Below are 22,858 nucleotides of genomic sequence, written 5' to 3'. Positions count from 1 at the left end.
CCTCACAGAATCGCGGCAGCCTTGGTCAGGAACCAGATGATGATTACCAATAGCAGGGCTCCGATGCCGACTACGGCGCCGAGGTCTTTCCAGGTCTTGCGTTGGTTCTGTACGTCGGCATAGACGGTGAGCGAATGCCAGGCTACACCGAGAAAAGCGAGGAGGGCGATCAGTAGACCAAGTAGGATTCCGCCGTCGTAGGCGTAGTTTTTGATCGTCTCGATCAATCCGGACCCTTCCCCGCGCGAAGGGGCTTCCATGGTGGGTAATTGGGCAAAAGCCAGGCTTGGACCGAGCACCAGCAGCAGCCCGATCACACGCTGACTCGTACGATCACGCAGGTTGTTTTTCAGAGGGGCAAAGCACTTGAGCATGGCGGCGACCTCCTGGATTAGGACAGGGTGAAGAACATCAGTAGGAGCAGGGCGAGCAAGACGCGCACGGCGCTGCCGCCGAAGGCCCCAAAGCGCACACTGCCGGCGGCCCAACCCCGGTAAGCCGTCCACATCACCCAGGCACACCAGAGCAAAACCAGGACGAGAACCAGGGATAGCCACAGCGTGGAACTGTTCTGTGCCGAGAAACCGGAGGCATTCTGAAACGCTGCGATTTGGGCGTCAGTCATGCTCATGGCGAAGGCTCTGCGGGCGTAGTGTCGAGGCGGTAATTGCCGACCAAATCGGTGGGATCACGGGGTTGGGCGCGGGAGGGGGATAGATAGTCCCGCACGCCTTGACGAATGCGCTGAATGTCTTGAATTAGGCGGGGATAGTCGAAGCGATAGCGATCGTCGGGTTCGAACGTGCTGGCTGCCTCAGCTTGCGTTACAAGGCGTTCGATAATATCGAGCTGCTGCTGGACTTGGCTGAACTGATCCTGCTCCCGATCAGACGCGGCATAGCTGCTGCCATGGACGATAACCAGCGATAGCAAAAACAAGCTGCGGAAGGTGGTAATTGGCATGATGCTAGCCCTTATGGATCTGGGAGCAGAATCAAGCTAGAGGGTGAATTTTTCCGTAAGAAACCTGAGGTGTGATGGATCACATTTATGGAATGCGCTTTCTTGCGAGCCCTGTAGCAGTGATCCGTATAAACGCCATTTGGCTCGCAACCAATCCCAAGATAGGCGCGTCAGCACTTGAGCTGCGCCGGTCGCACCTCCGTTCGGCGGTAAGGCCGCGCCGTGCTTATCTATTTACGAATAGATGCCAATCGGTTGAAGACGTTGGTACATGACGGCGCATGAATTTAGCTTGATGACCCCCAAGTACCACGCACATTGATTGCCATTTGTCAGGTTCCCTTGACCTGTCCAATCGCATGGGCTAAATATTACTTCATCGCAATTAAGCGATGCTGGTTAATATATTCGATACATAACAGAGTTAGGCTTGTCATCAAAGATGTGCTGATATGTTCTGTTGGTTTGAATTTAATACTGATGCCAAGGAAGGTATAATTTTGATTGCATTGAATAGTAGCAGATTATTAAACGCAATGAGCTTGGAAAGCATCATCGGAAATTTCCCTTCTGATCGAGCTATTTCAACGCTTGGCTTTGCACAATTCAAAAACTGCTACGACCCTGCACTATTAAGGGGTGTCTTGGACGAAGCCCTTAAGCTAGAGTCTATAGCAAGCAATAAGTTTTTGTCGTTAAAGCACTTGCGCAAAGCTCATGTTCATATACCTCAAATTGAAAGCCTGATGCTGAATAAGCATAGGCTCGAATACCTGTCCCTGTTGGCAGGTTGTGAGCTTGAACCTTATCCTATTCCCACCGCTGCGGCGCATATAAATTATTATCGACGGGGCGAGCCGGCGATTGGTTATCATACGGACGGGGCCGCGATGGTAGAACTTATTCCATTGTATATCGATGGCGCCAAGGCCAATACTGCCACCTTGATCTACAAGGGAAGCGCTTCTGCCCGATCAAGTTTTGGTGAGCTCCAGGCGCCGTTCTCCGAAGATGAGATTATACGAGTAACTCAGGAAGTCGGTGCGAGTGTTCTATTGCAAGGTCGCTGTTTACTACACGCTGCAGAAATAAATAGTGAGTCTGAGCGTATTACTTTGGTATTGGTATTACGCTCAAAGCATCAACCTTGGAAAGATGATAATACTTTATTTCGCCTCCTACAGGATGACCTTCCTGAGGATGTGGTGCAGCCTTGGGTCGACGATGTTGTAAACCGACAGTATCCAGCGTACTTGAGAGCCAAAAATATTCATTCCTGAATACGACAGCGCATTCGAGATATTGCCATGAAGGATATTCCACGTATGTCAAAAGGCTTGTCGCTGCTTGTAAAGTCTTTGAAAGCTAGACATCCGGAACCTTCCCGGCTGCAGGGTGAACCTCTCTGGGACGATGCCTTCAACCGATCCGATGCAAAAATCGACGTCACCTTGTGCCGCACGTTATTGGATCTCGGTTACAGTCAGTCCGATATCAATCGCCATGAGCGGCACATTGATAATCTTGGCTATATTGGACCGATCCGCCCCTTCACTGATCAATGCATCAATATCCTTTCAACCACTGCGCAACGATTGGAAGAAAAAGCACCGAGTAATCCACATATTGTCTCCAGGCGGTTAAGGGGGGCGCAACAACACTCACAATTTATCGCTGATCTAATCGATAGTCCTGACTTTCTATGCAATATGTCAGCGCTTGCCGGCGTACCTTTGATACTCCATCCACATCCGGATGCGGCGGTCCAAATTAATTACTATCGTCATGACGCGTCTCGCCCCGAGAAAAATCCGGACGTCGCAAAGTGGCATACCGACGGTATGGATTATGTACTGACCATCCTCCTTACCGACAGCTCCACCTACGTGGGGGGCAATTTTCTTTACTACGATGGCGTGGCCGCGACATTTGATCCTCGCATAGAACAGCACCACGAAAAAATCAGAGTTGCAGACTTTCATAATAAAGGTGAGGCTATATTAACTAAGGGTTCCAAAATCTTTCACGGTGTAACTCCCGTGACTCAGGGATTTCGCATCACGCTGGTCATTTCGCTCTTTTGTCCATACTTCCATATGAATGATAGTAATAAATTCTGGCACAGTGCGCCCGATGATGGACTTTTTAGGACATTAAAGAACTGGAGTCGCTTCAAGTTACCTTGGCATAATCATCGTTATTTTTTTCAGCTAAGCAAGACGAACGAGAAAATTTACCAACGCACGAGGAGTATGAAATGAACGAAAAAGCAAATCTTCCGGTCACCGACTATAGCAAGCTGGCAATGGAGTATTCGATTCGACCGGTTCATTCCAGCAACATTAACATTCAGTCTGAGGAGAAATTTTCAGCTGTCGTAGAAGGTGTGGAAGCGATCTACTCGATGCACGACTACAAAACCATGTACAAGATCCCGAATTTGTATGACGCCATGATTTACGGGATGCTCGGATGTCGTACGCCAGCACTGCTATCAGAGAAGTTCGAGCAGCTACTTGATCAACATTCAAAGGAACAGGAATTGCGCGTATTGGAAATAGGCGCTGGTTCCGGGGCGTTTGGGCAGGCCCTGCTCAATAACAGTAGGCGCCTGAAGATTATAGGATTGGATATCGTAGAAGAAGCCCAGGAAGCTGCCGCGAGAGATCGGCCTTTTGTCTACAATGACTACATCGTTGATGACCTTTGCAATCTTTCCCACGAGAGCTTGTCCACCATCAACTCGTTTAAACCGAACTGCGTTGGTGTCGCATCTGCTACTGGCTGGGGTAATCACATACCGGTCGCAGGTTTTGAAAAAGCTTTTGAACTGCTCTCTGCGGGAGGATGGTTCATTTTTCATGTGAAGCCAAATGATCCGGATCCAGAGTGCATCGCGCTGAATCAATGGATCGACAAAAAGATCGCTGATGAGGATATTGTTGATGTGCAACGCGGCAAAATTTTTCACCGTTATGGCGTAGGTGGCAATGAAATTTACTATGACTACATCATTGGAAGGAAATCACTGTCAGCCGCCTGACCGTTCACGTCTGCTGTTTCAGGAAAATATCCCTTGCTCACATTTCAACAACTGATCACTTTTGCACCCGCTGCGTTTGTGGTTGCGATAACCCCAGGCGCTAACAATTTGCTCGCGTTCAATCACGGCACGCAAGCGGGTTTTTTTTCCACAGTCATGAGTCTGGTGGGTCGTTTTATCGCATTCGCCATTATGATTCTGTTGGTTGCGTATGGAATGGGGGAGTTACTCAAACAATCTCCCTTTGCTTTTTCATTTATCAAGGCTATCGGTACCCTTTACCTCATATATATTTCTTGGATTCTTATCTTCTCGACGCCCCCCGAAAAATATGGCGAGATAGCCGCTGTGAGCACGGCGGACATGACGACCAAAGAGTTTCTCGTGGCCGCTAGCAACCCTAAGGCGCTTTTACTTTTTACTGCATTCCTGCCGCAGTTCATCGTTCCAGGGATCGCGTATGACATGCAATTGATCACCCTTGGGGGCGTTTACATCCTGGTAGAGTTTTTTTGCGCGTGCTGCTACGCCTATTCGGGGGTATGGGTCAAAACTCATACCCGTAGCAATTCCGTCACCATCCGCCTTATAAATCGTATTGCGGGTGTTATTTTGCTGCTCATGGCAGGCCTGCTTTTTTTCTCCGCTCCCCCGTAACCTGGTGAGCTATTCAACATTCGAGTGAAGGCTGCTCGATCACGCCGTCAAAATGCTCCAGCGTTCAAATGCCGTCGCAAAGGAACGGCATAACGAGCTGCATCGTTCAGAGTCATCAGTCTGCCCAACGACTTGGTGCATCGATGCCATACGAGTAATCAATGAAGGTAGGTCACGTATTTGACCAGGTTCGGAGGTGGTCTTCAGAGTTTTTGAACCTCTTTTGGGTGTCGATAACGGACTGGGGGCTCGCTTGGACCTCTTCAGGTTCCAACCTATTCTTCATCTCTGCTATCCATGCACTTACTCCTGACAAATTGTTACTAAATGTATCGCTCTGGTGCAAAACAATACAAATCCTCTCCGAATCGCGGGTTTTGGTGGATTTGTTTTTTTCGCGTTCATTTTATTGATTCCAACGGTTTTTTGCGGCTTTCGATCGTTGACGGTGCCTCTGAACTGAGACGGATGAATGAGGCTGGCCGAAAAATTGCTTTAGTGTAGATGCGGTAACCATAGACGGATCTAAGGGGGTACACCTGATGAAGTTGGGAGCTTTTATGATGCCGGCGCATCCGCGCCATCGCTCCATCCGCGACGGCCATTTTCACGATCTGGATACGCTGGAATATCTGGACAGCATCGGTTTTGAAGAGGCGTGGATTGGCGAGCATTACATGATGCCGTCAGAACCATGTCCTTCACCCGACCTGTTGATCGCACAAGCCTTCCTCAAAACCAAGCGCATCAAACTGGCTCCCGGGGCCTTTATGTTGCCTTTCCATCACCCTGCGGAGCTGGCGCATCGCATCAGTTGGCTCGACCATATTTCCGAAGGGCGCCTCATGGTCGGTATCGGGGCCAGCGGCACCAACCTCGACCTTGAGATGTTCAACATTGATCACAAGTCTGGCGCGCATCGCGAGATGACCGCCGAGTCGATTGCGATCATGACCCGCTTTTGGGAAAGCGAAGGCCCCTTTGAGTATCGCGGCAAGTACTGGACTGTACGGCGGCCCGCCGACCAGATGGATAAATGTTCCGGCTACCACCTCAAGCCATTCCAACAGCCATACCCACCGATTGGCGTGACTGGCCTCTCCGCCTCATCCGCCACCCTGGGACTTGCCGGTGCCAACGGCTGGATCCCCATCAGTTTTTGCTTCACCCCTCAATACCTGCATACCCATTGGGCGGCGGTGGAGCGCGGGGCGCTTGAGGCCGGGCGCGTTGCACCGTCAAGAGACATGTGGCGGGTGAGCCGGCCGTTCTTCGTCGCCGACACCGATAAAGAGGCCTGGCGTCGTTCGGTGGGTGGTGAAATGGGCCGTTATTTCCGCGAGGACTACCTGCCGATGCTGGCGGGTAATAACGCCTTGGGGTTGCTCAAGCATCACCCCGACGTGCCCGACAGCGATGTGACGGTGGAGTACGTCGCCCAGCATTGCTGGATCGTGGGTTCGGCCGAAACGGTCAGGCAGCGAATCGAGGACATGCAGGAACAGTCCGGCGGTTTCGGCGTATTGCACATCATGTGCTTCGACCATCTGGATGACCTGGCGGCTACCCGAGACAGTTATGCCGCCCTGGCAGGGATAGTCGCCAACGATTTCTGACTCATCTCAATGGAATGGGAGAGCTCCATGCAACGATCTTTCACAACGGTCAACGCCACGCACAACATTGCGTTGGTGGTGATCGATATGCAACACGATTTTGTCGACGAAGACGCACCCATCGCCTGCAAAGGCGCTGGCGCCATTGTGCCGCTGATCCACGAATTGACCGCGTTGGCCCGCACCCTGGGGATCCCGGTTATCTATACTCGCGAGTCGCACCGCAAGCAGAAGGTCGATTTCGGGCTGGAACTTGAGTACGGAGAAACCGAGCATTGCGTCGAGGGTACGCCGGGGATCGAGATCATTGATGAACTGCGCCCCCACGAGAGTGATTATGTCCTGGTGAAGCGCCGTTACAGCGGCTTCTTCGCCACAGACCTGGACTTGCTGCTCAAGGGCCTGGGCGTCAATACCCTGGTGTTGACCGGCGTGGCGACGGACGTTTGCGTGCGCGCCACCGCCCAGGACGCCTTGCAGCTGGATTACCGGGTCTGGGTGCCGCATGAATGCGTGGCAGGGACCAGCGAGGCTCGTCATCTGGCGGCGCTGGAACATATCGGTTATGTGCTTGGCCGGGTTCTGCCGTTGGAGTCGGTCATGCAGCACATGCGTGACAGCTGCGAGGTATCGACATGAGCGCGGTACAGGACGCCAACCAGTTGCCGTGCGCCGATTACCATCAGGTGATTCGCCAGTTGGTGGAAGAACGGGCCGATCTGACCCGCCAGGAGACGAAGCAGGTGGTCGAGGCCATTCTTGATCGCCAGTTCAGCGACCTGCAAATTGCCGCCACGCTGGTTGCCCTGAGTCGCAAAGGTGAGACGGCGGACGAGATTGCCGGGGCGGTGGATGCCATTTTGAGCCGCAGTACGCCCTTGCAGACCGGCTTCGACAACGCGGTCGATATCGGCGGAACGGGCGGTGACCGGGCCGGTACGTTCAATATTTCCACCACGGCGGCCTTCGTCGCCGCTGCGGTGGGCGTGCCGGTTGTGAAGCACGGCAACCGCAGCGTCACCAGCCGCTGTGGCAGCAGCGACATGATTGCCGCACTGGGCGTGGATGTTGAACAACGCAGTAGTGCGCAGCAAATCCGCGCAGACCTCGCCGCATACAACTTCGCGTTTGTGGCCACCGCCAGCTTTCACCGGTTTGCGCCGCGTATCGGCGAGATCAGGCGTGAGATCGGCGTACGCAGCGTCTTCAACCTGGCGGGCCCCCTGGTTCACCCGGCGGGCGTCAAGCGTCAGCTGATCGGCGTCGCACGACCCAATCAGCTTGAGCTCATGGCCGACACGCTGCAAAGGCTTGGGCGTGAAGAAGCCTTCGTGGTGCACGGACTCAATGGTCTCGATGAGGTCAGTTGCGTCGGTGAAACCCTGGTCGCACATGTTCGTCACGGCACCGTCGAGACGTTCAGCCTGCACCCGCGTGACTTCGGCGTTGACGCTTGCCGCATGCAGGACCTCATCGGGGGTGACCCCCAGCGCAACGCGCAACTGTGCACCGCCATCCTCGAAGGCGAGCGAGGGCCCCGCAGCGATGCGGTGGTGATTGCGGCGAGCGCGCTGCTGGTGTTGAGCGCCAGGGCAGAGAGCTTCTTGGAAGGTGCACACATGGCCCGCGCAGCCATTGATAGCGGCAAGGCCTATCAGGTTTTTCAAGGATTTTTGGGGCAGGGATTATGAAAACAACCATCAAGATTTGTGGCATCACCACGCTGGAAGATGCATTGGCGGCCGTGAATGCCGGTGCCCATGCGCTGGGTTTTGTCTTTTCGCCGAGCCCGCGCCAGGTCAGTGCCGACGTGGCGCGCGGGATCATCAGCCGGCTGCCGCCGTTTATCAGCACGGTCGGCGTATTTGTCGATGAGCCGTTGCCCCTCGTCCTGGATACGATTAAGCGCTCGGGCATCTCGATGGTCCAGTTGCAGGGCCATGAGAGCAATGAGTATTGCCAGCAGATCGACAAGCCCGTGATCAAGGGTTTTCGCGTCGCCGCGGAAGTGGATGTTGACCTGATCAATAGCTATCAGGTGAGCGCCTATCTGTTCGACACCTACGTTAAGGGACAGGACGGTGGCACGGGCCAGCGTTTCGATTGGGAGCTGCTGAAACGCCGTCATTTTTCCCGCCCGGTGATCGTCGCCGGCGGCCTGAATGTGAGCAACGTCCGGCACCTGATGGAGGCCTTGAACCCTGACGGAGTGGATGTCAGCAGCGGCGTCTCGGCAACCGCCACCACCAAGGACAGCGCCAAGATGCGCGCCTTTGTCTCGGCGGTCGAGACGGCGGGGCAGGAGCCACCCCTGGAAAAGGTGGCATTCGGTGAAGTCGACATCCTGCGCGACGCCTTCCATGACCGGCCACTGGTGAAGGTCAACGGCAAGCAGTTCCTGATCAACTCGCTGACCGAACAGGTACCCGCGACCTCGGCGCAGTTGCTGCACGTGGCGGCGCAACGGGTGTGCGAGGCGGCTGACCTCTCCCTGGGGTTGAAGCTGGTGGGGGAGGAGGACAAGGGCGGTGTGCTGCTGGCGGCGGTCTCGTTGCTCTGTGGCCTGCCCTTTGGCATTGCGCGTTGGTACCCGTCGGGGCTCGAAGGGCAGGTCAAGGTCGGCTTCGACTGTGAGTACATTTCGGGCGAGTTGTACCTCAACGGCGTCGAGCCCGGTGATCGGGTGGTGATTGTCGATGACCTGATCAGCACCGGCGGCACGCTCATCGGTTTGATCGAGGCGGTGCGGCGGGCAGGCGCGCATGTCGAACAGATTATCTGTGTGGCCGAGAAGCTCGACTACGCCGGTGTCGAGCGGGTGCGCAACGTCACTGGCCTGGAGGTCAAGACCCTGGTCCGCGTGCGAGTGTCCGGGGCCACGTCCAGCGTCGTCAGCGTTGCTTATTAACGTCTGCAAGAGCGAGAACAGTGTGATGAAAACCAAAATCTTTCCGGGATGGTACGTGGTGTTCGCTGCGCATCTGCTGCTGGCCCTCATCTTTGGTGGCGCTTACTCCTTCGGCGCGTTCTTTTCACAGATCCAGTCCAACTTCGATGTGGGGCGTTTTTCCGTGGCCTCGGTGTTCTCACTGACGGCGTTCATCTACTACGTGGTGGGGGTGTTTTCCGGTTCGTTGGCGGATCGTATCTCTACTCGCGTCGTGGTCGGGGTTGGCATCGTCTTGCTGGCGGTGGGGTTCTTCCTTAGTAGCCTTGCCTCGGGGTCGTTGCAACTGTTCCTGGTGTGTTTCTGTTCCCTCGTCGGACTGGGTGTCGGCCTGGTGTATGTGCCGACGGTGGCCGCGGTTCAGCGCTGGTTCGTCAAGAATCGCAGCAAGGCTTCGGGCATTGCGCTGGCAGGCACCGGCGTCGGGACATTTGTCGGTCCTTCCGCCGCCGGGCTGCTGATGCAGCACTTTTCCTGGGAATCGACCCTGCAGATCTTTGCCGTAGCGATCCTGGTGGTGGGGCTGGTGGTGGCATCGCTGGTCAGGAGTAATCCGCAAGAACTCGGGCTGTTTCCGGATGGCCTCGCGCCGGCGGATGCGAGCCCCGGGCGTCAGGCGGCGCCCAGCGGCATGCGCCTGGCCGAGGCCGCGAGTACGGGGCGATTCTGGTGGTATTTCGGCGCGATTTTCTTTGGTTCGGTCGGGCTGTTTCTCGCGCTGGTGCACATCAACCCCTACGCGCGGCAGTTTGGTATTTCCGCCACCCAGGCGAACCTGTTGATCGGACTGATCGGTGTGGGCAACGTCGCCGGCCGGTTATTCCTGGGCAGCATCGGTGACCGCATGGGCGCGCGTCGCCTGCTGATCGTTTTGACCTTCGCACTGGTGCTGCTCAATCTGCTGTGGCTGGGTGCCCACACGTTCGTCACGCTGGCGCTGTTCGCCATTTGTTTTGGTGTGGCCAACGGTGGCTGCATATCCCTTTATCCGTCGGTGGCCGCCAGTTGGTTCGGCACGGCGAATCTCGGAGCGATCCTGGGCTCACTGTATATTTCGGTGGGCATAGCCGCCTTGATCGGCGGCAGCGTCGCAGGGCTGCTGTTCGACCTTTACCAGAGCTACGCGGCGTCGATCATGTTGGGTGCGCTCTGTGCATTGCTCTCAGTGGTCTTCATCCTGATTGCCGCTCGCCCGGTGCCTGAGGTTGCCATCCCTGCGGCTTCGGCAGGCTCCTGAGCGAGGGCGCAGTAATGACCGACAGCCTTGAAATCCATGACCTGCGTTCAGCGTTGAGTGTGCTTGAGCGTCACGGAAAAACCGTGGCGCACATCAATACACCGATGGACCCGAACCTGGATCTGCTGAGTGACTACCTGGCCGCGTACCGAACCGCGACCAACTCGGTGATGAGCGCCGAGCAACCGCTGCGGTTATACCGCAAGCCCCGGACGGGGGCATTTTCGGTATTGCTGGGAGTGTTCGGCAGCCGGGCCAATACCCGGATGTTCCTGGACCCTCAAGGCCGCCACGGCACTGAGGTGTGCAATGCCGAGTTGGTGTACCGGGCGATCATGCACCCGATCGCGCCGGTCATGGTGCACCCTGCGGCGGAGCGGGTGGTGCTGGAAAACCCCGACGTGCACACGTTGCTGCCCGCGCTCACGTGTTCGGTCGGTGACCCGGGGCCGACCATTACGCTGGGTATGGTTTACGCCCGCGATGAGCGCAGTGGCGCGACCAATTGCTCGGTGCATCGCATCACGATCAAACCCTCTTCGGTGGCGATTGCGATCTATCCGGGAGGCGACCTGCAACGCCTGATTGACCTGCATACCCAGCGGGGCGAACGGCTGTCGGTTTCAGTCAACATCGGCATGGACCCGGCCATTTATATCGCCGCCGCCTTGAGCAAACCTGCCCTCGGCTTTGGTGACGACGAACTGGGCGTGGCGGGCGCGATTCGTGGGCGCGGCGTCGAACTGGCACCGTGTTATTCCAACGCCGGGCGGTTTGTTGAGCACGCGGAGATCGTGCTGGAGGCGAGCCTGGGAACCGAAATGGAGCCCGAGTCATCGCTCGGCGATGCGCACTCGATGCCGGAGTACCTGGGTTACTACTCACCGTGCGGCGAAGTGTCGACGCTGCGTGTGAGTGCCTTGAGCCATCGTCCGGGGGCTGTTTATCAGGCGCTCTCGGGGCCGGGTCGGGAGCAGTCGGAGTTGTTGGGGGCTGGCCAGGAAGCATCGATCCTGCGGTTGCTCAGTGAGTGGGGCATGAGCACGTGGATCAAGAACATCGTGGCGCAACCCGCCGGCGGCGGCCATCTGTTGACCGTATTGCAGGTGGCCAAGTCCTGCGAGGCGGATGATCGGCTGGTCCGGCAACTGGCGCAACGGCTGCTGGAAGCCATTTCCAGCACCAAGAACATTGTGCTGCTGGACGAGGACGTCAATCCGCACTCCGCCGAGGACGTGTTGTGGGCGATGTCCACCCGCTTCCGGGCAGAAATGGATATTCACCCCACTCGACCATTGCCGGGTACGCCGCTGGACCCGACGCTGTCGAGCCTTTACTGCTCTGGGGAGTTCACGGGGGCGGCGCCCAAAAGCGTGTTCGATTGCACCGTGCCGTTTACCCTACGCCCACGGTTCCGCCGGGCGTTTGCCTGATGGTTTTGCCCACTTGAGTGGTCCATGGCCTATGCACTATTGCACGCTGCTGATTGATTTCGATGGCACGCTGTTCGACACCCGCAATGCGATCCGCAAAACCCTGGAAGCCCTGGCCGGCCGCCGTGGTGCGGCGCCTTTTGCCGCCCACTTGATCGACCAAGTGATCGACCAGGGGCTCTCGTTGGTGGATATGTTGGGTGTGCTGCTGGGCCCCGGTGATGTGCCTGGTTTGCCGGCATGGGTCGCTGACTATCGCGCGATCTACAACGGCGGATTGGGGGTGGCCCAGAGTGCGCCTTATCCGGGTGTCGAAGCCGTTGTGCAGCAACTGCATGAGGCAGGTATAGAGCTGTTTATTGTTTCCAACAAGGGCGAGGTCTCGATCCTGGACACCCTTGAACAGTACCGGCTTGGCCCATGCTTTCGCGGGGTGGTTGCGGCTGTTGGTGATCGCGCGCCCAAGCCGGACCCAGCGAGCTTTTTTGAACGGGTCAGGCCCCGGATGCGTCACGGCGACAAAGCCCAGGTCTTGGTGATCGGCGACACCGAGATCGATCTCGGGTACGCCCGCAACCTTGGAGTAGCGAGTTGCTGGGCGGCTTACGGGTATGGGCTGTCATCACGCTGCGAGGTGCTGGCGCCGGATTTCGTTATTCAGTCGGCGAATGACCTGCTACGGCTGGAGGACTGCCGTACAGACTCTTGAATAACTTAGGTTTTGAAGGATTTGAAATGACACCGGCGTAGTGGCTGCATGAAATAATCGCTTAGAAGGCTAGTGATGATGTCCAACTTTCTCGGGGGCAAATTGAATGCACACAACGCCTTGCCTTTGGAGGGCTGGTGGATGAAATGGTCGGACGAATAGAATTTTTTAGTTTATTGCATTGTTAAAGGTATTTTTTGAACGTCGTTGCGGTGACTGCTGTTGTTATCCCTAACATCACCGCGCTAGGAAAAAAAATAGCCATGGGATTAAGCGAAAAGGGCAGGGAAAGGTAAATGCCACAAGGTACGATCAGCAGCGGTATCACTGCTCGTTTGGCGCGGTGATAGACAAAACTGCTTTCTCGCCCTGCGCCAAATTTGCGCAGGTCACGGCGCATCAAACCCTCGACAAAACCGGTGAGCGTGGCCAACAAAAATAGTGGTGTGGCTAGAACCAGAATGGTCAGGCGCACCACGAAGGTGAAGGTGACATACACCGCTGCCAGCACGAAATCGTCAATGCTCACGTATAGCTGATTGGTCCAACTCCAGAAGCCGTTGCCCTGGCTCGACAGCCGCGCCTGCTGGGCAAAATCCGCAAAACCAGTCTTGACCAGCAGCCATTGAATTAGAAAATTCAGCCACTGGACAATCGTGTGTCCGGGTTGTTGGATGATGAGTGAATATTTAAAATGCTCACTCAGCCAGCCCAGTTCGTTCGTCAACATGGCCTGGCTGTGCCGCCAACCCCTGATCGCCCCAGACCAGTAGCAAACCGGCGAACTCGATGAGGATCGAGAACACCAACGACGCCATTAGCACACCGATGATGCGCAGGACTAGGATGATTGCCGAGATAATCAATCCCGGGCGCTGGATCGGTTGTGGCGACGTGTTCTGGGCGGAAGTCGTCATCGTTCACTCCATATTGCGAGTTGCAGAGTTGATGCGGGCACGACGCCTGCCAAATACGTTTTTGCTGAATCGAAACCTGTGACAGGGCCGGGCTACCCAACCTGATCCAGATCGAAGTTTGTTGTTGGACCGCCACCGCTTGCACTCCACCATTGTCCTGCCTGTTTGTTGTAAGCCGCGCGCATCCGTTGGGTAAGCTCCTGCAGGTCTTTGGGCATGGCATCGTCGTTGGAGGGTTTTGGCAACGGCATGCGGACTTTCCAAAGCTGCCCCCCGGCCTGGAAGGAGAACATTTGCCCCTTGGGCAAGCTGACGATGTGAGCAGGCTCGATCAGCGGCACGTTGGTACTGCTGACACGGTCCTGTGAGGACGAGGTGAAGTCCGTGTTGGCCTCCGGATCGGAGGTGTCGGTGGCACCCGACACCAGTGTCTTGGTCAGCACATTAACCTTGGGCAACTGCTGGGTGAGCAGCTCCGCGGTCGCGGTTTCGCGCACCCGCAGCATTTGCAGGGTGTTGAAGTTGCCGATCACCTGGCCGGCCTTGGCCCGGTTGCCAATCCGCGCTTCGATATCACTGAGGGTCTGGGTGTAGGCCGTCACCTGAATGCCGGCACCACCGCCCTTATTGATCAGCGGGATAAACTCATCACCCATCAACTCGTTGAACTCATCGGCGTGCAGGTTGATTGGCAGTTTGTAACCAGCGTCGTCAGATTGAGGCAGCCCATGGTCAATGCCATGTTTGTAGATATGTCCGGCGACCGAGACCAAGTCGGCGAACATGGAGTTGCCCACAGCGGCGGCCACCTCGGCATCGGTCAGCGCATCCAGACCGACGTAGACGATGCCGCGTTTTCGGATGATCTGCATCCAGTCGAAGATTGGCCGAGGGTCATCTAAATCGGTGTAGTTGGGAGCCAGTAACTGGGCGGTCTTGCCGGTGGTGAGTTTCTCCAGCAGCGGCAGTAGCGAGGCGACGATTTTGTCGAAGTAAGTGCGGTCGTAGCGCACCGCTGAACGTAGTCCGTCCATTACCGGATCAAATACGCGTTTCACCGCCAGGTATTGCTCGATGGCCACCACCCGCTTTTCGCGTCCTATCATATGCCGGGGAATGTTCTTCTCGGTGAGTTTGCCTTCGAGTTGGACAATCACTTCCCACGCCTTCGGGTCGGTCCTGGCGAAAAACTGCTGGGCGTATTCGATGAACAGGGCATCAATGTTGACCACATGCCGCTGGATTTGCAGGTAGTCCGGACGCCGGCCCAATTCGATCAAAGCACGGGCAATGATGTTGACAAAACGCCATGCGAACTCACGGAAGGCCGCGGAGTTACCTTCACCACTGAGCTGCCCAGCAATGCGAGATGCCACCTCAGAAATACGTCCGAAACGTCCCACCGCGTTATAGCGGGCGGAGATTTCTGGCCAGCCCAAATGGAAGACATAAAACTCTTTTTCCCGACCGGCGCGTTTGGCTTCGACGTACATGCGCTTGAGCAAGTCGGCATCGCCCTTCGGATCGAAGACAATCACTACCTCATGTTCAACGCGGTGAATGTCCTGGGTGATGTACACCTCGGCGAGCCGGGTCTTGCCGACGCGGGTAGTGCCGAGCACCAGGGTGTGTCCGACCCGTTCGCCCAGCGGCAGGCTGACTTCCGTTTCATCGGGCTCGACCCCATGCAGCAGTGGCGAGCCTCCTACCGGTGGTAAAGGGCGCACCGGATTGAAAGCACTGTCCCAAGCGGTGACGCGTGCCAATGTCGAGAGCGGAAACGGTGCATGTTCCAGGCGGCGTTCGAGACCGCGTGCCAGACGATAGCGAGTCGGTTGGTCGATATAGTGAGCAACAGCCGGATCCTGGGCCTCGACCAAGCGCTGGGTGTGCAGGCGGGTCCAGCGAAAGCCTCGGCCCATGAACAGACGCTTGCGGCTGACCGGAATCTGTCGGCTGGTCAGTTCGTAGCGGGGCAGCCGACGGATATTGCGCCTATAGCGCAGTACCTCCCAGGCTTGTCGCAACCGGAGCAGGCCGAACAGGGTATAGGCCAGCGCAGCAACCAGACCAATCTCGGGTGATAGGGCCACAGCCCAGGGTGAGTACACGCACAACACTGCGGCGGCGATACAGATCGCTACGGTGTACAGCTCAACCGCCGGCCGGAGTTTGGACTCTATCGCATGCTCGGCCATGGCCTGGACTCACTGTTCCAGTGAGGTGGCGGTGATCAAGACTGGGTAGTGCTCAATCTGCAGACGGGTGGCGATGTCGTTGCCGTTGACCGGCAGGATGGTGATGCCCGGAGCGGCTGCTTGAATCCGGGCCAGGGCTTCATTATCGGCCACTTCGACGGCGAGGCCAGCCGCGCCCATTTCCTGCAGCTCAGCCGCGTGTTGACGCAGCCAAGCCAGCGACTGGGGATCGTCACCGACCAGAAAAAATGGCTGCAAGCCCGGCAAGTTCAGGGAGCGAGACGTGATCTGGCCGGGGCTCAAGTGAGAACTGCGGATGGGCAGTATCCAGGCTTCATCGGCAAACGTGGACAGGTCCGCATGTATGGCCCGATCAGGCTGGATTTTGTTGTTTATTGGCGGCTTGGAAGCTTGAAAATGGATTCGGGTGAAGTCGCTGGATTGATCCTCTGCTACTGTCAGTTCCGGCTGGACGAAAGGTGCCAAGAGGAGGAAGTAACAGGTAAGAGGTATGAGCTTCATGGCGGTGTGCCCTGTTTGACGGAAACCAGCAGTCGTTCGAGTTGCCGGGAAAATCCGGCGCGGTAACGCACGGCCGGCGCGCCTCCTGCCGGACGGTGATAGCGTCCGGCAGCTGAGACCCAATCACCGGTGGCGGCGTAATGCTCCTGCAACAGCGCGGCGGTCACGGCGAGATTTCGATAGGGATCGAGGGCTGCGCAGGGACTGGAAAAACGTTGCCCGTGGTAACCCAGGTTGGTTTGTCCTAGGCCGACATCGACCAGCTTGGCGTCATGCCGAGCGAGAGCTTGGAGCAAGGCGCGACAGGCAGCCGGGCGAGTGGCGAAGCGGTAGGGTGTTCCGGCGATGTTCAGGGTCCAAGGCCAGGGCAGCAGTCGACCACGGACACGGATACCGCTCTCCTGCAGGGCAATCGCGAACAGCACCGTAGAGGGGATGTCGGCGTCATGCGCCGCCAGTTGGTAGGCTGGCGGCGGAAGCTCCTCTGCCTGAGCTGCCAGCATCGCCAACATCAGCGTAATACCACTCAGTTGAGGCGTTGCCATTGTCCATTCACCTGTTGGAACGTGGCGGGCAACGGTTCCGGGGCACCCAGGCTAAACCAGCGACCACGGTCATGGTTCAGGGTGATCTGTCGGCGTTGAACCTTGGCCGGATCGATGTCCGCTTGCCGAGCCCAGCTACGGACGCGTTCATCCTCGCCTTGGCTGCCCACCAAGTAGATATCGAACGCCGTGTCACTGCTTTGTAGACGCTGAGCTTCGGCGGTGCACGCCGGGCAGTGATCCTCCACAAACAGGGCTGGATGCGGCGCGACCGCTGAGCTGGTAGGGGCCGGGGATGCCATGCCCTGGATCGGCAGCAGCCCGGGAAACAGCTTGGCCCAGGCAGCCGTGTAAGCGTTTTGGTAGGCCAACTCGCGCTCGGCGCGTTTGGCTTCCAGCGCTACCTGTAGTTCGGCATAGCGCTGGCGCTCTTGGTCGGTTTGGGCCTCGACCCCGAGTGCGGTCAGCGGATCGAGGTTCGGGCTCCAAAAACCGCGTGGGCCGGCTTGGATCTGTTCGAAACGCGTCCACTCCTGCTCGGTCAGGCCCCAGCTCGCCGCCTGTTCAGAGTCAGAGCGCCCCAAGGGCGCGACCTCCGTGTCCTGATTCCGTGACGGTGTCGTGGCGGGGTTACCCATAGCAGCGCCGATGACCAATAGCGGAGCGAGACAGACGACGGTAGGCAGTAGCGCTCTGTTCATGATCGCTTCTCAAGGAAGGTGTACGGTCTGGTCTGGCTGAGCGGCCACTGCGAAGATGGCTGAGTTCGGCTCCAGCACTTTTAGGTACCAGGCGCCGAACTGCTCACCGCTATGCAGCAGCCGAACATCCATGAGCGAGCGACTGTCAGAAGGTGCGACCGCTAAAAAGCGCTCACCACCGCGGGACTCGACACCCAATACCGAGAACGGTGGCGAGAGCGGGACGGATTTTGGGCGAGCGGTCTGTTTCGGTTTGAGCGCTGAAGGCGTCGGCGGTGGGGGTGATGGCTGGGTCTTGAGGTCCAGGAACTGCTGCTCGACCTGTTCAAGACGTGCGCGTAGCACTGTCAGGTCTGCCACGGTGGCACGGGCCGCCAGGCCATCGCGCAGTTCCTGTATTTCTTGCGCCCATTGATCCAGCATGGGATCGAGGGTATTGGCCTGTTGCTCACCGGTGTCGACCATCTGCTTCAGGTCTTTCAGCGCGTACTGCAGTTTTTCCTGGGCATCCTTGAGCGCGCTTGAATCACGTTGCAGGGTGTCCAAGGTTTGTCGGTATTGCGTGTCCGTGCTCTGCAGTTCGGCCACGCGCTGATATTGGTTATACAAACCACCGCAGAGACCGGCGACCGCCAGGCAAAGTAAGCCGACAATAAGGGTTTGAAACGTTGAGGCTTTCATGGCCGCGCCTCCAATTGATGGGGCCAGACGGTTGCGATCAGCGCGACACCGGCCTCCGTTTTCTGCTGTTCGAAGCAGACCGAACGGCTGACTTCGTCGGTCGTAAGTTGCCAGGCGGGGCCAGCCAGCACTTGTAGGGCGTTGCGCAAAGGGATTGGCCCAAGCCGGTAATGGGCCGCGGGCAGGGGCCGAGTAAACAGCACCTTCACGGACGCGGTAACGGGGCAGAGCGAATAGCCCGAGCGCTGCAATACGTACTGCAAGGCATCCTGCACCGAAGGGCTCAGGCTGGACGGGATGCTCACGTCGATGATTTGGGCAAGCAGATCGCGTTGCTCCGTGGTGGGCTCGGTGCTGACCAGCGTGTAGCGGCCATAACGAAGTTCTGCCGAATGGCTTTCTTCAGCTGTGCCCCTCGAGAACTGTGTCCGATTGGAGCCACTGCCGATCTCTGGACGGGTCGGCAATGGGTTGGGGGCTTGTGCGGTGCAGGCGCTCAATAAGCCCAGCAGGCAGACAGGCGTTAAAAAACGGCCCATGGAAAAAACCTCATGTCAGATTCAGTGCAGAACCTGACATGAGGTGAAGGAGCGATTCATTGAGATAGTTGATTCAAGGTGGGTCGTGTTAAAGCGCATGTTGCTATTCATCGAAAATGGCGAGCCCATCCAAGACGGAAGCGTCGGGGTCGAAGACTAACAGTCTCACATCCGCCGATGCCGCCAGATACAGTACGTCGGCCAAGGCTTTCGGTGTACCGGCGTCGAGTTGCTCTTGTCGTAAGCTCGAATAACGTCTGCCATCAATGGTCAACAAGTTCTCGTCCGTCCAGGGCGTGCCGATCAGTTTGCAACCCATGCCGCAGCAATCCGGCAACGTGAAAAGTTCGAACAAGAGGCCGGTTTGCCTCGGAGCGGAGTGACTGAGCCACTCTTCCAGATAATGCATCGCAGCTTCGGGAAGGTGCGCGGTACTGAGTTCCCAGGCTCGACTGAAATGTCCCGTTTCGAAGCTCAAGCAATGGACCATGGCTTGGGCTTCTTCCATGGAGTACAGATCGCCGAGATGATGCCGCTCGTTGAGCATTTCACCCGTTACGGCGTAAATCACTTGGCGCACCAGTCCGGTAGACGGGCAGCATTCATCCAACTCCTCCGGAATGGATTGGCCTTCGCTGATCAAGGCGAAATCATCATTGAACACGCAGGGGAACAGTTGCAGCGCATCGTCGGGAAGATGAGCTTGTGAGTCGTGTACGGGGCGAAAGCAGTGAGGGCGGTCGTCTTCGTAGGTGATCAGCAACAGCCGTTCGATATGCAGGTTGTCGTAACCGCGAGCAAATGGATTTGAGGTCGGCAGCGGGGTTGAGGTTTGGTGGGCGGGGTTCATGAGGGTTCTCCAGAATGAAAATTAACAAGGCGTCCGAAGACGCCTTTTAGGGTTAAAGCCAGCCATATTCGGCAAGGGAGAGCGGACGGCCTTCACCCACGATGAAGTGATCCAGCACGCACACTTCGATCAAGGCCAAGGCCGCTTTTAATCGCGCGGTCAAGACGCGATCCGTCTGGCTGGGTTCCGTACACCCTGAGGGGTGGTTGTGAACAAAAATGGCGGCCGCAGCGTTATGCGCGAGGGAGCGCTTAACGACTTGGCGAGGGTAAACGCTGGCGCCATCAATGCTGCCGTGAAACAGGACTTCGAATGCCAGCACTCGGTGCCTGGCATCGAGAAAGATCACGCCGAAGACTTCATGCTCTTGTTGCACAAGGTGCAGTTTTAAGTACGCGGCCACGGTGTCAGGCGACGTCAGGATTGGGCCGCGGGCGAACAGCCGACGATCCAGAATATGCAGCGCTTCGCCGATCACCTGGTTTTCATAGACGATACGATCAGCCTCGACATCCGAGGTCTCAATCAGTGTGAGCTGGGTGTTCATGGGGGTACCTCCGAAGGGAACAATCAGGGGGTACACGCCCGAGGGGAGTGGTGTCCCCAAGGTGGATATAGAGTCGCGGGCATTAACCGATGACGTGTTGTTTACAGCCGAGTGAATCGGTGGCGTCGTCCGTGCAGGTGTGAGTCACAACCGTCGCAGGGCAACAAGGAAAACACTTTTATCCCCCAGCCGGCGTCGGGATCGAAGTCGGCACTGAAGGGCATTAACCGCACCAGTCCACAATGGATGCCGGCGATGCGTTTCTCGATGTCATCCGTGGTGTAGTAGAGCGATAGCGTGCTGTAGTCCTCGTAAGCCGCAGCGAACAGGCAGTCGTCGCAAAGCCAGAAGGATTCCATGTTGGTTCTCCTGTGCTGATTGAAGAAAAGGCGCTCGATTGAGCGCCTTGGTGAAACATCGTGGACTGTTCAGACGGACTGAACGGTACGCGTGGCGACACGGCGGGCCGTGCGGGGAGGGGGTGGAGATTCAGGTTCGACCCGAGCCTCTGTTGGGTTTTCGATCTCCTCAGCTTCGGCATCAGCCGATGGTGGGGATGGCTCACTGCTTGGCGCTTGCTCAGCAGGTGCTGTTGCTTCCTGCCTGGCGGGCGCTTTGTACTCAAGCATGCCATTGACCTTGATCCAGTCGATGAACAGCAAACGACCTTTCAAGCTGGCACCTGGCTGACCTTGTTTAGCGCCTTTCTCGTAGAGAAACGGATCAATCCACAGGTCACCGATACGGAACGACAGTAAGACCTTTTTCTCGGTGTTGACAGCGTCCATATAGAGACGAACCAAACGTTCAGCTTCGCCGCCAGCGACTTTGCAGTCGAAGCGGGTGTATTCCACTGCGTCGCTGGCACCGTGCAGAGCTGCGATATCGCAGGCCATGAACGGCTGGCCGCGGCGGACTTGTACTTCACGAACACGGTTGAGGTAGCCGATACCGACGGTGTGCAGGTTGAAGTAAGTGATCACTTCTTGAGATTGGTTGGTGTGGGCCATGGTGGTTCTCCTGTTTTAAGGGGAAACGGAGACACACAACCCCTGACGGGGAAGTGAACCCCCGTCAGGGTGGGTAAGGTGAAGGCGAGCGATGAACGACTCACCACCGGCAAGCCGATGACGATCAGAACGATGCGTCTGGGGGAATAGCGGTGCAGCAGAAGAAAATCCGCGGTAGTGGTCCGCGAACTTGCGGTAGTGGGCATTCATCACCGCCGAAGCGGTAACCGTGCGAGCTTCCGAACGCTGATCGCACTTGGGTAAACCACCACGAGCGTGGCGTAGCCTTGAAGGTTCTGGCTACCTGGGCTGGGCTGTCAACGACAGCAAACCACACCCTTTGTATAAGCCTGTCTCAAGGGAGCGTCAAGGTGCTGCAACCCGATTTTTTATGGCTGGAATACGGTGGAAGTCACTGGAATTAAGAAAAGGAAAAAAATGAAGAGTGGGCCTGGCCGAGTGCCAGGCGAGGAAGAGAAAAACCACCTTTGACGGTCTTACGCACTCGACAAGCGCCTCGCAACACTTGGTCGAACTGCGCCATCATTCGCCAACCGACCCTTGTCGTGGCCTGGGTCGGAACATGCTGGCACGCATCCGCGCACAAAGGGTGCCTAGTGTTTCCCCGGCGGGCTCCGGGACTGAATACGATCGTCGAAGCGGATGACCGCTATTGCCTGGCAAGGGCAACAGCGGTCATCCGCCACGGTGATCAGGTCGAGCATAAAACGGGAATTAAATCCCGCAGAAGAGAAGGCTCCGAACTCGAAGAGTTCGACCGAGCTACCCGGAGCAAATCGGTCTTGGGTCGCCGTTGGCGGTGATCCGAAGTTACTACAGCAGAGAGGGCAACACGACGTCAAGCCTATGGGCGCTCCCCTCATAAGACACAACGTTGACCGCGATGAAAGAGGTTACTTACTGCCGAGATGAGCAGCTAATTGCTCAACAGTTGCCAAGATAAACGCACGGTCGCTTTCTTTCAGTCCACTCAAAATACCCGCGATCATCTGGCCCTGGTCATTGGGACGATTACTCGATGCCGTCAGCAGTTCATCCATCCGGCAATCGAAAATGTCCGCTAATTGCATCAGCTTGACTACGGACAGCTCCACCACACCCCGCTCCAGGCGGGAGATGGCTTCGCTACCAATCCCCAAGCGTTCAGCCACCTCTTCCTGGGTCAGATTACGCTCGGTGCGGTGCTTCGCGATCATGCGCCCGATTTGGGCTTGGGTTGGATGTTTATGTGCCAAGTGATGAGATCTCCAGTTCAACCCGAATGGTTGAGCAAAGACTCGTTGACATGAACATCCCTAAAGGTTGAGTATCAACTTATTGGGTTGTTATAGTGACTGAAATGGCTGTGTATCGCGACGTGATTTCTATTCCAACAGGAATCAGCGTCCAAGGTGGTCGGTGAGAACGAAAGCCTGATAGGGCCAAGCTGAGGGACGGTTGAGCATGGAAGACGAAAACAAGGACATGGATCTGATCTGGGATCGAACACTTGAGCTGTTCATCAAAATCCATGATTGCCCAGATAATCCTGAACACTTCGACAGCCTTGTTCGTTGGCTAAACGAAAGTCCTGCTCACCTGAAAGCGTTCAACGAGCTGGGGCAGATATGGATTTCTACTGGCATCGCCTTGGCCCGAGAAAACGGACAACCTTTGATCGATTTGGAGCGGGATCAGGCGCCGCCGATAATGCATTGAACAGTGCCACACCCAACCTCATGA

General features: G+C 56.8%; 26 protein-coding genes and 1 pseudogene. 12 read left to right on the top strand and 15 right to left on the bottom strand.

Features of this window, described 5'->3' with window-relative positions:
* Positions 1–2: 2 nt before the first annotated feature.
* From QF043_RS14110 to QF043_RS14100, 3 genes are read right to left on the bottom strand one after another with little or no spacing between them, the layout of a single operon-like run.
* Positions 3–374, bottom strand: coding sequence for a TIGR03745 family integrating conjugative element membrane protein (locus QF043_RS14110; RefSeq protein WP_058821791.1), 372 nt, complete (start codon positions 372–374; stop codon positions 3–5).
* A 17-nt stretch (positions 375–391) separates the two neighbouring features.
* On the bottom strand, positions 392–631 hold the full coding sequence (locus QF043_RS14105) for a TIGR03758 family integrating conjugative element protein (RefSeq protein WP_058821790.1): 240 nt from the start codon (positions 629–631) through the stop codon (positions 392–394).
* Positions 628–963, bottom strand: coding sequence for an RAQPRD family integrative conjugative element protein (locus QF043_RS14100; RefSeq protein WP_058821789.1), 336 nt, complete (start codon positions 961–963; stop codon positions 628–630). The genes QF043_RS14105 and QF043_RS14100 overlap by 4 nt, the downstream gene beginning before the upstream one ends.
* Before the next feature lie 452 nt (positions 964–1,415).
* Here QF043_RS14100 and QF043_RS14095 point away from each other — a divergent pair, with 452 nt between their 5' ends.
* From QF043_RS14095 to QF043_RS14045, 11 genes are all read left to right on the top strand, one after another.
* On the top strand, positions 1,416–2,243 hold the full coding sequence (locus tag QF043_RS14095) for a hypothetical protein (RefSeq protein ID WP_307418977.1): 828 nt from the start codon (positions 1,416–1,418) through the stop codon (positions 2,241–2,243).
* Positions 2,244–2,270: 27 nt separating this feature from the next.
* A complete protein-coding gene (locus QF043_RS14090; RefSeq protein WP_307418976.1) occupies positions 2,271–3,224 on the top strand; it encodes a 2OG-Fe dioxygenase family protein in 954 nt (317 codons plus the stop codon).
* A complete protein-coding gene (locus tag QF043_RS14085) occupies positions 3,221–4,006 on the top strand; it encodes a class I SAM-dependent methyltransferase (protein WP_307418975.1) in 786 nt (261 codons plus the stop codon). Before QF043_RS14090 ends, QF043_RS14085 begins: the two co-directional genes overlap by 4 nt.
* 33 nt (positions 4,007–4,039) lie before the next feature.
* Positions 4,040–4,663: a LysE family translocator gene (locus QF043_RS14080; RefSeq protein WP_307418974.1), complete on the top strand. Its 624-nt coding sequence runs from the start codon at positions 4,040–4,042 to the stop codon at positions 4,661–4,663.
* A gap of 563 nt (positions 4,664–5,226) precedes the next feature.
* On the top strand, positions 5,227–6,279 hold the full coding sequence (locus tag QF043_RS14075; protein WP_307418973.1) for an LLM class flavin-dependent oxidoreductase: 1,053 nt from the start codon (positions 5,227–5,229) through the stop codon (positions 6,277–6,279).
* 27 nt (positions 6,280–6,306) lie between these two features.
* On the top strand, positions 6,307–6,918 hold the full coding sequence (locus QF043_RS14070; protein WP_307418971.1) for a cysteine hydrolase family protein: 612 nt from the start codon (positions 6,307–6,309) through the stop codon (positions 6,916–6,918).
* Positions 6,915–7,970 (top strand): anthranilate phosphoribosyltransferase, encoded by a 1,056-nt coding sequence (gene trpD, locus QF043_RS14065; protein WP_307418970.1) that lies wholly within the window; start codon positions 6,915–6,917, stop codon positions 7,968–7,970. The genes QF043_RS14070 and trpD overlap by 4 nt, the downstream gene beginning before the upstream one ends.
* On the top strand, positions 7,967–9,187 hold the full coding sequence (locus QF043_RS14060; protein ID WP_307418969.1) for a phosphoribosylanthranilate isomerase: 1,221 nt from the start codon (positions 7,967–7,969) through the stop codon (positions 9,185–9,187). The genes trpD and QF043_RS14060 overlap by 4 nt, the downstream gene beginning before the upstream one ends.
* A gap of 25 nt (positions 9,188–9,212) precedes the next feature.
* Positions 9,213–10,463: an MFS transporter gene (locus tag QF043_RS14055; protein WP_307418968.1), complete on the top strand. Its 1,251-nt coding sequence runs from the start codon at positions 9,213–9,215 to the stop codon at positions 10,461–10,463.
* A 14-nt stretch (positions 10,464–10,477) separates the two neighbouring features.
* Complete coding sequence (locus QF043_RS14050) at positions 10,478–11,896, top strand: UbiD family decarboxylase (RefSeq protein ID WP_307418967.1); 1,419 nt, start codon at positions 10,478–10,480, stop codon at positions 11,894–11,896.
* Between the two features lie 31 nt (positions 11,897–11,927).
* On the top strand, positions 11,928–12,605 hold the full coding sequence (locus tag QF043_RS14045; protein WP_058821777.1) for an HAD family hydrolase: 678 nt from the start codon (positions 11,928–11,930) through the stop codon (positions 12,603–12,605).
* A 184-nt stretch (positions 12,606–12,789) separates the two neighbouring features.
* Here the strand turns inward: QF043_RS14045 and QF043_RS14040 are convergent.
* The 12 genes and pseudogenes from QF043_RS14040 to QF043_RS13985 all read right to left on the bottom strand — a co-directional run bounded on the left by QF043_RS14040 (position 12,790) and on the right by QF043_RS13985 (position 22,371).
* Positions 12,790–13,522 (bottom strand): annotated as a pseudogene (locus QF043_RS14040) (TIGR03747 family integrating conjugative element membrane protein).
* Positions 13,523–13,614: 92 nt separating this feature from the next.
* Positions 13,615–15,720, bottom strand: coding sequence for a type IV conjugative transfer system coupling protein TraD (gene traD, locus QF043_RS14035; RefSeq protein WP_307418965.1), 2,106 nt, complete (start codon positions 15,718–15,720; stop codon positions 13,615–13,617).
* A gap of 9 nt (positions 15,721–15,729) precedes the next feature.
* Positions 15,730–16,242: an integrating conjugative element protein gene (locus QF043_RS14030; protein WP_307418964.1), complete on the bottom strand. Its 513-nt coding sequence runs from the start codon at positions 16,240–16,242 to the stop codon at positions 15,730–15,732.
* Positions 16,239–16,787, bottom strand: coding sequence for a lytic transglycosylase (locus QF043_RS14025; RefSeq protein ID WP_307418963.1), 549 nt, complete (start codon positions 16,785–16,787; stop codon positions 16,239–16,241). Before QF043_RS14025 ends, QF043_RS14030 begins: the two co-directional genes overlap by 4 nt.
* Positions 16,769–17,488 (bottom strand): TIGR03759 family integrating conjugative element protein, encoded by a 720-nt coding sequence (locus tag QF043_RS14020; RefSeq protein WP_307418962.1) that lies wholly within the window; start codon positions 17,486–17,488, stop codon positions 16,769–16,771. The genes QF043_RS14025 and QF043_RS14020 overlap by 19 nt, the downstream gene beginning before the upstream one ends.
* A 9-nt stretch (positions 17,489–17,497) precedes the next feature.
* Complete coding sequence (locus QF043_RS14015; protein ID WP_307418961.1) at positions 17,498–18,169, bottom strand: chemotaxis protein; 672 nt, start codon at positions 18,167–18,169, stop codon at positions 17,498–17,500.
* Entirely contained in the window at positions 18,166–18,708 is a 543-nt protein-coding gene (locus QF043_RS14010; RefSeq protein WP_307418960.1) for a PilL N-terminal domain-containing protein, read from the bottom strand. Before QF043_RS14010 ends, QF043_RS14015 begins: the two co-directional genes overlap by 4 nt.
* A gap of 103 nt (positions 18,709–18,811) precedes the next feature.
* Complete coding sequence (locus QF043_RS14005) at positions 18,812–19,558, bottom strand: ABC transporter substrate-binding protein (RefSeq protein WP_307418959.1); 747 nt, start codon at positions 19,556–19,558, stop codon at positions 18,812–18,814.
* A 52-nt stretch (positions 19,559–19,610) separates the two neighbouring features.
* Positions 19,611–20,105 (bottom strand): DNA repair protein RadC, encoded by a 495-nt coding sequence (gene radC, locus QF043_RS14000; protein ID WP_307418958.1) that lies wholly within the window; start codon positions 20,103–20,105, stop codon positions 19,611–19,613.
* Positions 20,106–20,206: 101 nt separating this feature from the next.
* Complete coding sequence (locus QF043_RS13995) at positions 20,207–20,464, bottom strand: hypothetical protein (RefSeq protein ID WP_307418957.1); 258 nt, start codon at positions 20,462–20,464, stop codon at positions 20,207–20,209.
* A gap of 69 nt (positions 20,465–20,533) precedes the next feature.
* A complete protein-coding gene (locus QF043_RS13990) occupies positions 20,534–21,115 on the bottom strand; it encodes an STY4534 family ICE replication protein (protein ID WP_307418956.1) in 582 nt (193 codons plus the stop codon).
* A gap of 914 nt (positions 21,116–22,029) precedes the next feature.
* The gene (locus tag QF043_RS13985; RefSeq protein WP_307418955.1) at positions 22,030–22,371 is read right to left on the bottom strand and encodes a helix-turn-helix domain-containing protein; all 342 of its coding nucleotides are present in this window, start codon (positions 22,369–22,371) and stop codon (positions 22,030–22,032) included.
* Positions 22,372–22,579: 208 nt separating this feature from the next.
* Between QF043_RS13985 and QF043_RS13980 the strand changes: the two genes are divergently transcribed.
* The gene (locus tag QF043_RS13980) at positions 22,580–22,834 is read left to right on the top strand and encodes a hypothetical protein (protein WP_307418954.1); all 255 of its coding nucleotides are present in this window, start codon (positions 22,580–22,582) and stop codon (positions 22,832–22,834) included.
* Positions 22,835–22,858: the final 24 nt, after the last annotated feature.

Origin of the sequence: Pseudomonas sp. W3I7 (assembly GCF_030816095.1) — a bacterium.
GTDB classification, from domain to species: Bacteria; Pseudomonadota; Gammaproteobacteria; order Pseudomonadales; family Pseudomonadaceae; genus Aquipseudomonas; species Aquipseudomonas salomonii.
The sequence above is the reverse complement of the archived record's forward strand: the minus strand, read 5'-3'. Positions and strand labels throughout refer to the sequence as shown.